Annotated in this window: 19 protein-coding genes; 4 read left to right on the forward strand and 15 right to left on the reverse strand. The window is 65.8% G+C overall.

Annotation, left to right across the window (positions count from 1 at the left end):
* Positions 1–65: 65 nt before the first annotated feature.
* From ACREB7_RS10250 to ACREB7_RS10265, 4 genes are all read right to left on the reverse strand, one after another.
* Positions 66–461: a YkvA family protein gene (locus ACREB7_RS10250; RefSeq protein ID WP_431592172.1), complete on the reverse strand. Its 396-nt coding sequence runs from the start codon at positions 459–461 to the stop codon at positions 66–68.
* A 57-nt stretch (positions 462–518) separates the two neighbouring features.
* Positions 519–908: a hypothetical protein gene (locus ACREB7_RS10255; protein ID WP_431592173.1), complete on the reverse strand. Its 390-nt coding sequence runs from the start codon at positions 906–908 to the stop codon at positions 519–521.
* Between the two features lie 43 nt (positions 909–951).
* Positions 952–1,416 (reverse strand): pyridoxamine 5'-phosphate oxidase family protein, encoded by a 465-nt coding sequence (locus ACREB7_RS10260; protein ID WP_431592174.1) that lies wholly within the window; start codon positions 1,414–1,416, stop codon positions 952–954.
* Positions 1,417–1,480: 64 nt separating this feature from the next.
* Positions 1,481–1,876 carry a VOC family protein gene (locus tag ACREB7_RS10265; protein ID WP_431592175.1) on the reverse strand — a complete coding sequence of 132 codons (396 nt, stop codon included), beginning with the start codon at positions 1,874–1,876 and terminating at the stop codon, positions 1,481–1,483.
* A gap of 87 nt (positions 1,877–1,963) precedes the next feature.
* Here ACREB7_RS10265 and soxR point away from each other — a divergent pair, with 87 nt between their 5' ends.
* Positions 1,964–2,431, forward strand: a complete 468-nt coding sequence (gene soxR / locus ACREB7_RS10270) for a redox-sensitive transcriptional activator SoxR (protein ID WP_431592176.1) — start codon at positions 1,964–1,966, stop codon at positions 2,429–2,431.
* A 37-nt stretch (positions 2,432–2,468) separates the two neighbouring features.
* On the opposite strand, the gene ACREB7_RS10275 is transcribed toward soxR, so the two are convergent.
* The 8 genes from ACREB7_RS10275 to ACREB7_RS10310 form a co-directional block, all read right to left on the reverse strand.
* Positions 2,469–2,930, reverse strand: a complete 462-nt coding sequence (locus ACREB7_RS10275; protein WP_431592177.1) for a DUF3617 domain-containing protein — start codon at positions 2,928–2,930, stop codon at positions 2,469–2,471.
* 4 nt (positions 2,931–2,934) lie between these two features.
* Positions 2,935–3,225 carry a putative quinol monooxygenase gene (locus ACREB7_RS10280; RefSeq protein WP_431592178.1) on the reverse strand — a complete coding sequence of 97 codons (291 nt, stop codon included), beginning with the start codon at positions 3,223–3,225 and terminating at the stop codon, positions 2,935–2,937.
* A 26-nt stretch (positions 3,226–3,251) separates the two neighbouring features.
* Positions 3,252–3,800, reverse strand: coding sequence for an SMI1/KNR4 family protein (locus tag ACREB7_RS10285; RefSeq protein WP_431592179.1), 549 nt, complete (start codon positions 3,798–3,800; stop codon positions 3,252–3,254).
* Between the two features lie 4 nt (positions 3,801–3,804).
* Positions 3,805–4,986 (reverse strand): acetyl-CoA C-acyltransferase, encoded by a 1,182-nt coding sequence (locus ACREB7_RS10290; protein WP_431592180.1) that lies wholly within the window; start codon positions 4,984–4,986, stop codon positions 3,805–3,807.
* 54 nt (positions 4,987–5,040) lie between these two features.
* Complete coding sequence (locus ACREB7_RS10295) at positions 5,041–5,499, reverse strand: MaoC family dehydratase (RefSeq protein WP_431592181.1); 459 nt, start codon at positions 5,497–5,499, stop codon at positions 5,041–5,043.
* A gap of 95 nt (positions 5,500–5,594) precedes the next feature.
* Positions 5,595–6,791, reverse strand: coding sequence for a mechanosensitive ion channel family protein (locus ACREB7_RS10300; RefSeq protein ID WP_431592182.1), 1,197 nt, complete (start codon positions 6,789–6,791; stop codon positions 5,595–5,597).
* Positions 6,792–7,028: 237 nt separating this feature from the next.
* Positions 7,029–8,411, reverse strand: coding sequence for a putative O-glycosylation ligase, exosortase A system-associated (locus tag ACREB7_RS10305; protein ID WP_431592183.1), 1,383 nt, complete (start codon positions 8,409–8,411; stop codon positions 7,029–7,031).
* Positions 8,404–8,562, reverse strand: coding sequence for a hypothetical protein (locus tag ACREB7_RS10310; RefSeq protein WP_431592184.1), 159 nt, complete (start codon positions 8,560–8,562; stop codon positions 8,404–8,406). The genes ACREB7_RS10305 and ACREB7_RS10310 overlap by 8 nt, the downstream gene beginning before the upstream one ends.
* Before the next feature lie 66 nt (positions 8,563–8,628).
* Between ACREB7_RS10310 and ACREB7_RS10315 the strand changes: the two genes are divergently transcribed.
* Together ACREB7_RS10315 and ACREB7_RS10320 are read left to right on the forward strand one after the other, a co-directional pair.
* Positions 8,629–9,849, forward strand: coding sequence for a TIGR04063 family PEP-CTERM/XrtA system glycosyltransferase (locus ACREB7_RS10315; protein WP_431592185.1), 1,221 nt, complete (start codon positions 8,629–8,631; stop codon positions 9,847–9,849).
* A 23-nt stretch (positions 9,850–9,872) separates the two neighbouring features.
* Positions 9,873–10,694: a hypothetical protein gene (locus ACREB7_RS10320; protein ID WP_431592186.1), complete on the forward strand. Its 822-nt coding sequence runs from the start codon at positions 9,873–9,875 to the stop codon at positions 10,692–10,694.
* Here ACREB7_RS10320 and ACREB7_RS10325 read toward each other — a convergent pair.
* Positions 10,691–11,014, reverse strand: coding sequence for a hypothetical protein (locus tag ACREB7_RS10325; RefSeq protein WP_431592187.1), 324 nt, complete (start codon positions 11,012–11,014; stop codon positions 10,691–10,693). The two genes, ACREB7_RS10320 and ACREB7_RS10325, sit on opposite strands and share 4 nt — an antisense overlap.
* The gene (locus tag ACREB7_RS10330; RefSeq protein ID WP_431592188.1) at positions 11,014–11,271 is read right to left on the reverse strand and encodes a hypothetical protein; all 258 of its coding nucleotides are present in this window, start codon (positions 11,269–11,271) and stop codon (positions 11,014–11,016) included. The genes ACREB7_RS10325 and ACREB7_RS10330 overlap by 1 nt, the downstream gene beginning before the upstream one ends.
* A 128-nt stretch (positions 11,272–11,399) precedes the next feature.
* Here ACREB7_RS10330 and ACREB7_RS10335 point away from each other — a divergent pair, with 128 nt between their 5' ends.
* Positions 11,400–12,068, forward strand: coding sequence for a LexA family transcriptional regulator (locus ACREB7_RS10335; RefSeq protein WP_431592189.1), 669 nt, complete (start codon positions 11,400–11,402; stop codon positions 12,066–12,068).
* Positions 12,069–12,096: 28 nt separating this feature from the next.
* Here the strand turns inward: ACREB7_RS10335 and ACREB7_RS10340 are convergent, their stop codons facing one another.
* Positions 12,097–12,402, reverse strand: coding sequence for a hypothetical protein (locus tag ACREB7_RS10340; protein ID WP_431592190.1), 306 nt, complete (start codon positions 12,400–12,402; stop codon positions 12,097–12,099).
* Positions 12,403–12,406 lie beyond the last annotated feature (4 nt).

The raw sequence follows: 12,406 nt of genomic DNA on the forward strand, positions 1-12,406 counted from the left end.
CTTTCGGGGTGTCTCGACTTCGCTCGACACGAACGGTTAGAGGGCCGGTTTCTGGCCTTAGCGGCTCAATGCCAGGGCGACGTCCGCACGCTCCAATAGACGATATAGAGCAGCCCCGCCCATAGCAGCAGGATGAAGGCCATGCCGGCGCGGCTCGAGGGGCGGTCGGCGGCGGCCTCGGCGGCGGCGTGGAGGTCGGCCCAGAGCGGGTCGGGGATCAGGCGGCGGACCACCCACAGCCCGAGCGGCACGATCAGCAGGTCGTCGAGCCAGCCGAGCACCGGAATGAAATCGGGGATCAGATCGATCGGCGACAGCGCATAAGCCGCGACCGCGACCGCGAGGATGCGCGCGGGCCAAGGCACGCGGCGGTCGCGCGCGGCGAGCCAGGCGGTATGCGCCTCGACCGCGAGACGGTGGCCGAGGTCGCCGATGCGTTCGGAGAGGGATTTGCCGGTCATCGCGGCTGACCTTAGCCCGTCGGCCGGGTCGTCCAAGCGAAAAGCGTGCGGCGGGACCTAGCCGATCTTGACCGTGTCGGAATCGGAGGCAAGGGCCGCGACGACGGTCAGAAACACGGCCATGGCCGTGCCGACCGTGAAGAGGCTGTCACCGATCGGGACGTGGACAAAGACGGGAAAGAGCACCCATCGGCGGGTGATGCCGGCAGTCCGTAAGCGGCGGGCGGTCAGCAAGGTCCAGCCGATCGAATATGCGAGCAATATCGTGAAGGGGATCAGCCCCCACCAGCCGAAATCATTGACGTGAATCGCGCCACGCCTCCCATATTCGGCGACGCCCCAGAAGGAGGCGATTTCGGCGGCAATGATCAAAGGCAACCAGCGACGATATTCGTCGCGGCTGGTCCTGCCGTTCCATGCGAAATGATCCGCCAGCCACGCGCCCATGGCTCGCTTATCCGCGAGCATGGGGCGCGTGTCTAGCGGTGGTTTACAGCGCCACTTCAGCGTGCTGGCCGAGTTCGCCTTCCTTCATCGTCATGCCGGTCGCCATCCTGAACAGCCCCTCGATGCTCGCGTCGGCGGTCCAGATTTCGGCATTGTCGAGATCGAAGCGCAGGAGGACGAGCTTGGGATCGCTCTTGCCGCCTTCGTACCAGGCCTCGATGCTGTTGTTCCACAATTTGTCGAGCACCGCGCGGTCGGTTTCGGGGCGCAGCGTTCCTGCGATGCAGGCGAACAGGTCGTGACCCTTTGATGCGAATTGCGCCATCGCCGGTCCGCCTGCCGACAGGCGGTTGTCGGTTGCGGTGAAGAACCAGAAGGCGCCGTTGGCGTCCTTGTCGAGCTGCGCGTTCATCGGGATATGATGGTCACGCTCGTCGGTCAGCCCGACCATCACATAGGGACTGGCGTCGAGCGCCTTCCAGAAGTCCTTCTTGATATTCTCGCTCATGGAGAAACTCCTTTTTCCCCCTCGATACAGCGACAACGCGGCCAGGTCCGGGACGTTGCCCGGTTCAGCGCAGGCGTGGCTCGTTGTAGCTGACGACTTCATATTCGATGCCATCGGGGTCGAGGAAATAGAAGCGGCGGCCGGGGTCGTAATCGCCGTGGTTGAAGGGGGTGAGACCGACCGCTTTCACGCGCATCTCGATCGTATCGAGATCGTCGACCTGGACGCCGAGATGGTTGAGCGGTTCGCCCTTGGGATAGGCGATGTCGGCATGTTCGCCGTCGGGGCCGGTGTAGAGCGCGACATAGGCATGATCGCTGCCGAGGTGGATCGTGCGGCCGCCGTCGCGTGCGGGGCCGCGCCAGCGTTCGTGCCAGCCGAAGATCGCCGAGAGGATGCCGGCGCTGCGATCGGGGTCGCTGACGGTCAGGTTCACATGTTCGATGAAGGGATGCGTCATGGTTCGTCTTTCGTGATTCGGGTTGACGCAGCGGGTTATGAAAGCTCAAGCAAGGTTTAGATCAAGCGAAAAGCGAAGGGCGACAGGATGCATCGGACGGACCTGATCGCGATCGGCGATCTTGCGGCGCGCACCGGCGTCGCGGTGTCGGCGATCCGTTTCTACGAGGCCAAGGGCCTGATCGCGGCGCTGCGCACGCGCGGCGGGCAGCGGCGATTTCTGCGCGCCGATATCCGGCGCGTGTCGTTCATCCTGATCGCGCAGCAACTCGGGCTGAGCCTGGAGGAGATTGGCGGCGAACTGACGCGGCTGCCCGCCGAGCGCACGCCCAATGCGACCGACTGGGCGCGGATCAGCGGTGGACTGCAGACCCGGATCGCGGCGCAGATCGCGGCGCTTGAACGGACGCAGGAATTGCTGGGGGCGTGCATCGGGTGCGGGTGCCTGTCCCTGAAGAAATGCGGGCTCTACAACCGCGAGGACAAGGCGGCGCAGCGCGGGGCGGGGCCGCGCTATCTGCTGGGCGATCGGTCGGGGGAGATTGCGGAGGTTTGATTGGTTCCTTCTCCCCTTGAGGGGAGAGGGGGCTATCCTAACGGCACGCCGTTCCCAGCCATTTGCCGCTGGTGGCGGTGACCACCTTCAGCGGGCGGCCGCCCCGCGTGCCGGTCGTTACGCTGCGGGTAACATAGCCCTTCGCGCTGTAAGTGCCGGTGGTGACGGTCTTCACCGGGGTCTCGAGTTCCTTGACCCTGCACAGCGACTGGCCGCGAATCTTGCCGGCGGCGAGCGTGTAGCTGCGCGACGAGCAGGTTGCGCCGGGGGCGTGGAGCAGGACCTGCGGCGTCGCGGCGGCCTGTTTCGCGGTCAGGCAGGTGGTGCGCGGTTCGCGCTTGTCGGCGGCGCGGATCAGCGTTTCGGGCACACCGGGAATGTCGGCGCTGACCAGCTGGGTGACATGCGTCCATCGGCCCGCCTGCGGCCCCGGCGCGGTCGCCGCCGTGGCGGCCGCGCCCGCGAAGGCGAGCGGGATCAGATAGGCCGCACCCTGCACCGGTTCAGACCGCAGCGAGCTTTTCGATTTCGGGCGCGCCGGCGAGGCAGGGACCGAGTTTTGCGCCCAAGGTGCGGAAATGGTCCGACGCGCGATGCGCCTCGACCGCCGCAGCGTCGTCATAGCATTCGAGCACCTTGTAGACGCCCGCCTCTTCGGTGCGGAACAGCTTGTAATAGCTGTTGCCGGGCTCGTTCGCGGCGACCGCCGGGGCAAGCTCGGCGAAGACGCCTTCGAATTCTTCTTCCTTGCCGGGCTGCACCCGGATGGTCGCGATGATGCCGATTGCGCTCATGTTTCTTCTCCTTCGATTAACTCTTATCAACATATTGAACGGTCGTTGCGCATGTAGCGATCCAGAAAATCGTCGAAGCTGTCGGCCACATAATGGTTTGCGCCGGAAACGAGGAGGACCCTGCCGCGATTTGGTCCATCGGAACAATCGACCGCCCAAGCCCAGCACCAGATCAGATAATCCGCGAAGAGAAGCCGCTTATCATCACCGGCTTCCGCCTCCCAATAGGAGTGGGCTTTGCTCTCTTCGTGGATACTCTTGATATCGCCAAGCGGCCACCACCGTGTACCCTCCGCATCCCATTCGTTTCCGGCCGGCATTGCCGCTTTCAAATAGGCTCGAAAATCATCGGGTAAGCGAATGGAATATCGGCTTTCGAGTTGCTCCAACTGGTCGTCACCGACACCGGGCGAAGGCTCACCCCACCATTGAAGGAGGCGTTCCGACGGCGTGAGCGAGGGATCGGCGAGCGATTCCCTGCGCCGCGCCGCGTCTCGCTCGACGCTTTCCGCTATTTCCTGGCGTTCGCGCCGACCGGCTCTCCATTTCGAAAACCGGTCAGCGATCCAGCCCATATTATCAGAAAACCTCGAACAGGCCCGCTGCGCCCTGGCCGCCGCCGATGCACATGGTGACGACAGCATATTTGACGCCGCGGCGCTTGCCTTCGAGCAGGGCGTGGCCGACGCAGCGCGCGCCGGTCATGCCGAAGGGGTGGCCGATCGAGATCGAGCCGCCGTTGACGTTGAGCAGCTCGTTCGGAATGCCGAGCTTGTCGCGGCAATAGAGGACCTGCACGGCAAAGGCTTCGTTGAGTTCCCACAGGCCGATGTCGTCCATCTTGAGCTCGAAGCGTTCGAGCAGCTTGGGGATCGCGAAGACCGGGCCGATGCCCATTTCGTCGGGCTCGGTGCCCGCGACCGCCATGCCGACATAGCGGCCGAGCGGCTGGAGCCCGCGCTTCTCGGCGACCTTGGCTTCCATCACGACGCAGGCCGACGAGCCGTCGGCAAGCTGGCTGGCGTTGCCGGCGGTGATCGAAAAGCCTTCGCCCATCACCGGCTTGAGGCTCGACAGCCCTTCGAGCGTGGTGTCGGGACGGTTGCACTCGTCCTTGTCGGCGACGACGTCGTGGAAGCTGACTTCCTTGGTTTCCTTGTTCATCACCGCCATCGTCGCGTTGCACGCGACGATTTCGTCGGCGTAGAGGCCGGCGGCCTGCGCGGCGGCGGTGCGCTGCTGCGACTGCAGCGAATATTCGTCCTGCACTTCGCGGCTGATGTTGTAGCGCTTGGCGACGACCTCTGCGGTGCCGATCATCGGCATATAGGTGTCCTTGTGCATCGCGATCAGCTCGGCATCGGTTTCGATGAACACCTTGCCGCTGCCGCTGACCTTCGAGATGCTCTCGATGCCGCCGGCGACGCAGATATCCTGGCGGTCGACGATGATCTGTTTCGCGGCGGTCGCGATCGTCATCAGGCCCGACGAGCATTGGCGGTCGATCGACATGCCGGGGACGGTGACGGGCAGGCCCGAGCGCAGCGCGATGAGGCGCGCGACGTTCATCGTCTGCGACCCCTGCTGCATCGCCGCGCCGAAGACGACATCGTCGATCTCGCCGCCTTCGAGCCCGGCGCGCTCGACGGCCGCCTTGACCGAGAAGGAGCCCAATGTCGGGGCGACGGTGTTGTTGAACGAGCCGCGCGCCGCCTTGGTCAGCGGGGTGCGGGCGGTGGAAACGATGACGGCGTCACGCATGTCGAAATTCCTTTTCGGTGTGTCTGAGCTGGTCTTTGCCGGGGAGGGCGGAGCCTAGACGAAAAACTGGCTGATCCATTCGGCGATCAGGGCGGGCTTTTCCTCGCCCTCGATCTCGACGGTCACTTCATTGGTCTGTTGCCACTGGCCGGGGCGCTTTTCTTCGAGTTCGAGCAATTTGATGTGGCTGCGAACGCGCTTGCCCGAGCGCACGGGCGACAGGAAACGCACCTTGTTGCAACCATAGTTGACGCCCATCTTGATGCCCGCGACCTTCGGCCCGTCGGTGCTGGCGCCGAGCATCGGCATCAGCGACAGGGTGAGGAAGCCATGCGCGATGGTGCCGCCGAAGGGCGTCAGCTTCGCCTTTTCCTCGTCGACATGGATGAATTGATGGTCGCCGGTCGCGTCGGCGAATTTGTTGATCATGTCCTGATCAACGAGCACCCAATCGGACGTCCCGAGATGCTCGCCAACCCTGGCTTGCAGTTCCTGCGGCGAAATTCCGCCCATCGATCATCCCCTGTCCATTGCTGTGAGGCGCGCGTTCTAGGCCCGGCGGACGCCGGAACACAAGGGGCAAGCGTGTCGCCCGCGGCGCCGTAGCGTCACGCGGGCCCGGCGGGTTTCGCCGCGCCGGCCCCGCGTTTGAGGGACTCGGGATAGGGCAGGACCATCGATCCGTCAGGGGCGGCGGTGAAGCTGGTTTGCGTCGGATAGGCGAAGTCGTAGCCGGCCTCGGTCATCGCCGCGAACAGGCGGATCGCGACGTCGGTCCGCGCCGCCGTGACGACTTCATAATCGTCGCTGAACACGTCAAAGAGCAGTTCGAAATCGAGGCTCGATGCGTTGAAGGTGACGAAGCTCGATCGTATGAATTGGTGACCGGCGGCCTCCACCTGCTCCTTCAGCATGTCGGGCAGCGACCGCAGCATGTCGGGCGTGGTCTGATAGATGACGCCGATCATAAAGGTCACGCGGCGGCGGTGGAGATGCGCGAAATTCGTGATTTCCTTGCCGAGCAAATTGGTGTTCGAAATGACCAGCAATTCGCCGTTCACCGAGCGCAGGCGCGTGCTTTTGAGGCCGATGCGTTCGACGGTCGCGGTGCTGGTGTCGTAGCGGATCGTCTCCCCGACGCGGAACGGGCGATCGAAGATGATCGAGAGCGAGGCGAAAAGATCGGAAAAAATGCCCTGCGCGGCGAGGCCGATCGCGATGCCGCCGATGCCGAGACCGGCGATCAGGCCGGTGACATTGACCCCCATATTGTCGAGAATGACGATCGCGGCGATGGCGAACAGCGCGATGCTGATCAGCAGGCGGATGATGCCCATCGCATTCGACAGCGTTTCATTATGCCCTTCGGCGGCGCGCCGCTGGATCAGGCCCAATATGATTTCGCGTCCCCAGATCGCCGCCTGCAGCACCACCGCGACGGTGAAGACGGTCTGGATGGTGCTGAGGATCAGCGCCGGCGGCTGGGCATAACCCGCGACCATGCGGACCGCGATGATCGCGAGCACGATTGACTTGGTCTTGTGGATCACCCGGCCGACGATGTCGGTCAGGGTGAATTCGCCCGGCGCCGATTGCGCGCGCTTCAGCGCGAAGGTGCGGAGCAGCGACAGCAGCGCATAGATGAGCAGCCCGACGCCGATCGCGATGCCGATCTGCAGCCAGTGACTGTTCACCCAGGCGATGCTGGCATCCCACCAGTAACGCAGATCGTCGAGCGGGTTGTTGGTCGTGGCGGCGGCGGGTTTCGCGGTCGCCGTGGTCGCGGCAAGGATGGAGAAGGTCATAACGGGCCTTGGGGTCCTCTGGATCGGTGGTCAGGCGGAACGGAGCAGCGCCGCAGCATCGGGCGCCCGTTCCAGATAGGTCAAAAAGCCGCGTTCGACACGCGAAAGATATCCGCGCGTGCTCCGACCGTCCGCGTATCGCTTGCGGCTGATGCCGGGCAGGCCGTCGGCGACGGCGATGGGGCGGGGTGCGGGCATGGGGGGATAGAGCGCTCCGCCCCCGCCCATGGTTCCGCCTCAGCCCGGGCTGACGACCGGATGCCGCGTCGGGACCTGCGCCGGGCGCGCGGTCAGCGGGCGCCAGCCGGCCTCGCGTTCGCGGCGGCGGACATAGGTGGAGAGGCCCATCTGCAGCGCGAGCATCATGTAGATGAAGGGCTGGAAGGCGATGCCGACGAACAGCGAGCCGATCAGATAGGTGATATGACCGTGCTGGAGCGCGGTCGCGAGCGGGGCGATCCATTGTTCCTCGGCGCGGCGCGTCTTGAGGTAGCGGCGGCGCAGCCGTTCCATCTGGATGAGGCCAGTGAGGTGGAGGAAGAGCCAGAGCGCGAGGCCGGGATAGCCCTGTTCACCCAGCATTTCGAAATAGCTCGAATGATAGGCGCGGCCCTTTTCCTCATAGACCGTCGGTTCGGCCTCCTGCGGCTTGTTGGGATCATAGGCGCTTGCGGCCTTTTCGACGCGGACGCGGTTCTGGATATAGGCCTCGAACCCGCCGCCGAAGGGGTGGTCCTTCGCATATTCCCAGGTCCAGGCCCACACGGCGACGCGGGTCGAGGCCGACTGGTCCGCCTTGTGATTCTGGATCGTTTCCATCCGCTCGGTGAAGCTTTGCGGCAGAAAGGGAATCGCGGCGATCGCGAGCAGGCCGGCGCCGGCAGCATAGAGGAAGCGGTGCTTGACCGCGCGCAGCGACAGGATCGCGAGGATGACGAGGCAGACGAGCCCGGTGCGCGCCTGCGTCCCGATCGGCAGCAGCGCGCAGGCGAAGACCAGCGCAAAGCAGAAGAGATTGACGCGCCAGTCGGGCGGGAAGATGGTGCCATGCTTGCGGTACCAGAGGATCAGCGGGATGATCGAAATGCCCACCGCCGACATGATCGACCCTTCGTACAGGCCATAATTTTCGTTGAGCAGCAGCTGGAGCGTGCCGTAACCGCCGCCGCCCGCCGCGGTCTTGATGCCGCCCGCGATCGCGATCGCCGCCGCCGAAAGCAGCATGACGAGGGTCAGCGCCTCGATCCGGAGCTTGGTGCGCAAGGTCAGCGGCAGGAAGATCGCCCAGACGAGCGCCTTCCACACCCACGCCCATTTTTCCGCCGCCTCGACCGGGAAATCGGCCTGGCTGGTCGTCATCCAGCAATAGAGCAGGAGCGCGACGAGGATGAATTGTCGCCCCGACCATCTTGTATCGCGCTTGTCGTCGACCGCGAGCCAGCCGATGATGGCCAGCCCGAAGACGATCAGCGAGATCGGGATCGAGTTGATGAGGAAATAGCTCAGCCGCTGCGGCGCGACGATGTCGATGTAGCAGAAGCACAGCACGAACAGGAACGGCTTGCGAAAGCCGAGCCCGATGAAGGCGAAGAGGAAGGCGACGAAGGCGATGTCACGCATCGCCCTGCTCCTTTTTCGCGGCTTCGTCCTGGCGACGTTGCCACAGCATGCGCGGGCTGACCTCATGGTCGAGATCGTCGCGGTAGAGCAGGCGCCACAAGGCGATCGCCAGCAGCACATGCGTCAGCCCGATGGAGAAATTGTCGACCATGGCTCGCACGCCTACGCGATCGGGGTTGACGGCGCGTTAAGCCTTGTCTGGCAAGAGGGCGGCGACATGACCCGCATTCTCCACGTCCTCGACCACAGCCTGCCCGCGCACAGCGGTTACACCTTTCGCACCCGCGCCCTGATGAAGGCGCAGGTCGCCAAGGGCTGGCAGGTCGCCGGGGTGACCGGGGTGCGCCATCCCGAGCCGGGGCCGGACGGTGAGACCGTCGACGGCCTGACCTTTTACCGTACCCCGCCGATCGCGCCGGCGCGCTCGCCGATCCGCGAGTGGCGCGAGATCGGGGCGCTCGCGGCGCGGATCGACGATCTGGTCAAAGTATGGCAGCCCGATCTGCTCCACGCCCATTCGCCGGTGCTCGACGCGATGGCGGCGCTCCGCGTTGGCAAAAGGCTGGGTATTCCCGTGCTCTATGAAATCCGCGCCTTCTGGGAGGATGCGGCGGTCGGCAACGGGACCGGGCGCGAGGGCAGCGCCAAATATTTCCTGACCCGCCAGCTCGAGACCCATGCGGTGAAATCGGCCGACGCCGTCGCGGTGATCTGCGACGGGTTGCGCGGCGACCTGATCGCGCGCGGGGTCGATGCCGACAAGATCATCGTGTCGCCCAACGGCGTCGACCTCGACCTGTTCGGCGACCCGTTGCCGCGCGATGCGGGGCTGGCGGCGAAATTGGGGCTTGCGACCGGCGATGCGGTGATCGGCTTCATCGGCAGCTTTTACGATTATGAGGGCATCGACGACCTGATCGCCGCGATGCCCGCGCTGGTCGCGGCGCAGCCGGGGGCGCAATTGCTGCTCGTCGGCGGCGGGCCGATGGAGGCGGCGCTGAAGGCGCAGGCGGCGGCCTCTCCCGCCGCGAACCGGATCCATTTCGTCGGCCGGGTTCCGCACGACCAGGTCGAGCTTTATTATTCGCTGATCGATATCCTGGCCTATCCGCGAAAGAAGATGCGGCTGACCGACCTCGTCACGCCGCTGAAACCGCTGGAGGCGATGGCGCAGGGCAAGCTGGTCGCCGCGTCGGATGTCGGCGGGCATCGCGAGTTGATCGAGCATGGCGTGACCGGCACCTTGTTCGCGCCCGACGATCCGGCGGCGATCGCCGCCGCGCTGGCGGGGCTGCTCGCGTCGCGCGATCATTGGGAGGCGCAACGGCGGACGGCGCGGCTTTTCGTCGAAAACCATCGTAACTGGTCGTCAAACATTTTACGTTACGAACCCGTTTACCAGCGGCTGCTGCGACGCACATCTGCGCTCGCCGCCTGACGCGGGCAGGCTATTGGGACGATATGGTGGACGAAGACCAAGACAAGTCGGGACGCGAAAGGCTCGCTGCGCTGTGGCGTGGCGTGCGCCCTGCGGTTCCGGCGACGATCGGCGCGGCGGCGCTGACCTTCCTGTTCGTCGCCGTGATGCCGCTCGCCTGGGTCGCGGGGATCAGCTGGCAACTCTATCTCGACCGGCTGTCGGATTTCTTCGTGCCGCCGATCGGAAACGGCGGGCGGCTCGCGATGGCCGTTGGCATGGCGGCCATCGCCGCGCTGCTTGCAGGCCTGATCGCTTTGCTGATCGCCACGCCGGCGGTGCGCGGCAACGACAGGCTCAATCGCCGCGTCTTGGCGCGGGCGAAGCGCCAGGCGAAGGCCGAAACCGAAGCGGCCTTGCCGCGTCGCCGCGCCGACATGCATCCCGACGACGCGCTCCGCCCGCCGCTCCGCGCCGGACGCGACCTGCCCGAGGGCGGGCTGGGTCCGTTGGTGGCGCCGGTTGCCGGCGATGAAGCGAGCGAACTCGACCTGAGCATGATGGACGTCGCGGACGAGCAGGATGAGCTGGTGCTCGCCGACCTCGCGCCGCTCGACTATGCCGCCGACGATGCCGATGCGCCGTGGCTCCAACCGGCCGAGATCGCGCGCCCGGCGAAGCCCGAAGCCGTCGACAACAGCCTCGGCGCGATGGTCGCGCGGTTCGAGGCGGGGCTGGCCCAGCGCCGCCAGGCGGCTGCGGCGGCGCCGGCGGACACCGCCAGCGGGGATGTCGAACAGCCCGATTTCGCGCTCGAAGCGGCGCTCAGCACACTGCAGCGCATGACCCGCCGCGCGGTCGGCTAATCCTCCACCGTCAGCATTTCGATCCGCAGGCTATCGCGACCCTCGGCGAGTTCGACGACCAGATCGGCGACGATATGTCCCGGCAGGCGCCATTCGACCGTTTCCAGCCGGGCCTGCAACAAGGGCTGCAGCACTGTCGCATCCTCATTCCCGATCGCGCACGGAAACAGATGCAGCGCTCCGACAAAATTGGCGCTCGCCCATGGCCGCAGCGTCGACGCCCCGAGCAGCAGGCCGTGCGGCAGTTCGCGCGCGAGCAGGCGGGCGAGGCGGCGGTGCGGGCAGCCGGGACGCGCCGGGCGGACGGGGGACCAGCGCATCAGCCTTTCCCTCCCGGGTGGCGCACCACATAGAGGCGGCGGTCGCCGCGCGGGGCCACGCGGCCGGCCCGATGGTCGGCGCGCCATGTGTTCATAAAATGCTCCAGGCGGCAGATCATGGAAAGTCCGGCGATCCGGCCTTCGCGCAGGTCGGCGACCAGGCGCGGGTCGCGCACCGCCTCGCGTCCGAAGACGCTCGGCGGGATCGCCGATTCGGTGAGGAACGCCTCGATCCGTTGCAACAGCTTTTGCGCCATAAATCCTCCCTGACCGCTTCGCCGCTATCGGGCGACTCGCCCAATAGGATATTTCCTATTTGAGGGGCGATTTCCTACTTGTCTAGGATAAATCCTATTGCTAGGAACGAAATAGGAAGGGACCGTCCATGACCGATTTTGCCGATGATCCGCGCGCCGCGCTCGACCGGCTCCTGCGCGACAGGGGTATCGACTATGCCCGGCTGTCGGAAAAGATCGGGCGCAACCCGGCCTATATCCAGCAATATATCAAGCGCGGGTCACCGCGGCGGCTCGCCGAAGAGGATCGGGCGCGGATCGCCGCCTTTCTGGGCGTGCCCGAGGCGATGCTCGGCGGGCCGGTGCAGCGCGTGGCGGCGGCGGTGCGGGGACGGCCGGGCGACATGGTGCTGGTGCCCAAGCTGGCGATCGGGGCGTCGGCGGGCGCGGGGGCGAGCATCGACGGCGAGCCGGTCGAGGGCGCGGTGGCCTTCGACCCCAAATGGCTCCGCGACCTTGGCGCCGATGCCCGCGCGCTCAGCATCATCCGCGTCGAAGGCGATTCGATGGCGCCGACGCTGAACGATGGCGACGATATATTGGTCGACGGCGGCGACGCGGGGGCGCGGCTCCGCGACGGCATCTATGTGCTGCGCATGGACGATGTGCTGATGGTGAAGCGCGTCGCGCGCGCGCCCGGACCGGGGCGGATTTCGGTGATCAGCGACAATGCGCAATATCGCAGCTGGGACGACCTGCCGATGGCGGCGGTGCGGCTGGTCGGGCGCGTGGTGTGGACCGGGCGGCGGGTGCGCTAGGCCCCTCTCGCTCGCAGCGAGGGGCGTTTCAGTTCGGCGCGGCCATTTCCGCTTCGATCTCATGGTCGAGGACTTCGGCGCGCTGGCATTGATCTTCCTTGCCGTCGCGGCATTTTTCGGCGGCCTTGTCGCGCTGGCGCGTCAGGCTGCCGAGCCGTTCCTCGCGCTTGCGCAGCTCGCGGCCGCGGTTGCGGTCGGCTTCGTCCTGGCTGGTCGTCGACCAGTCGGCGACCTGCCCGACCGCCTTGAACGGGGCGGTGACGATCGTCTTGGCGGTGCTGACGCAGCCGCCAAGCAGCGGGGCGGCCAACAAGACGAGGATCATCGCGCGCATAGGT

It is taken from the genome of Sphingopyxis sp. (assembly GCF_050725615.1).
In the GTDB taxonomy this organism is placed as follows: domain Bacteria; phylum Pseudomonadota; class Alphaproteobacteria; order Sphingomonadales; family Sphingomonadaceae; genus Sphingopyxis.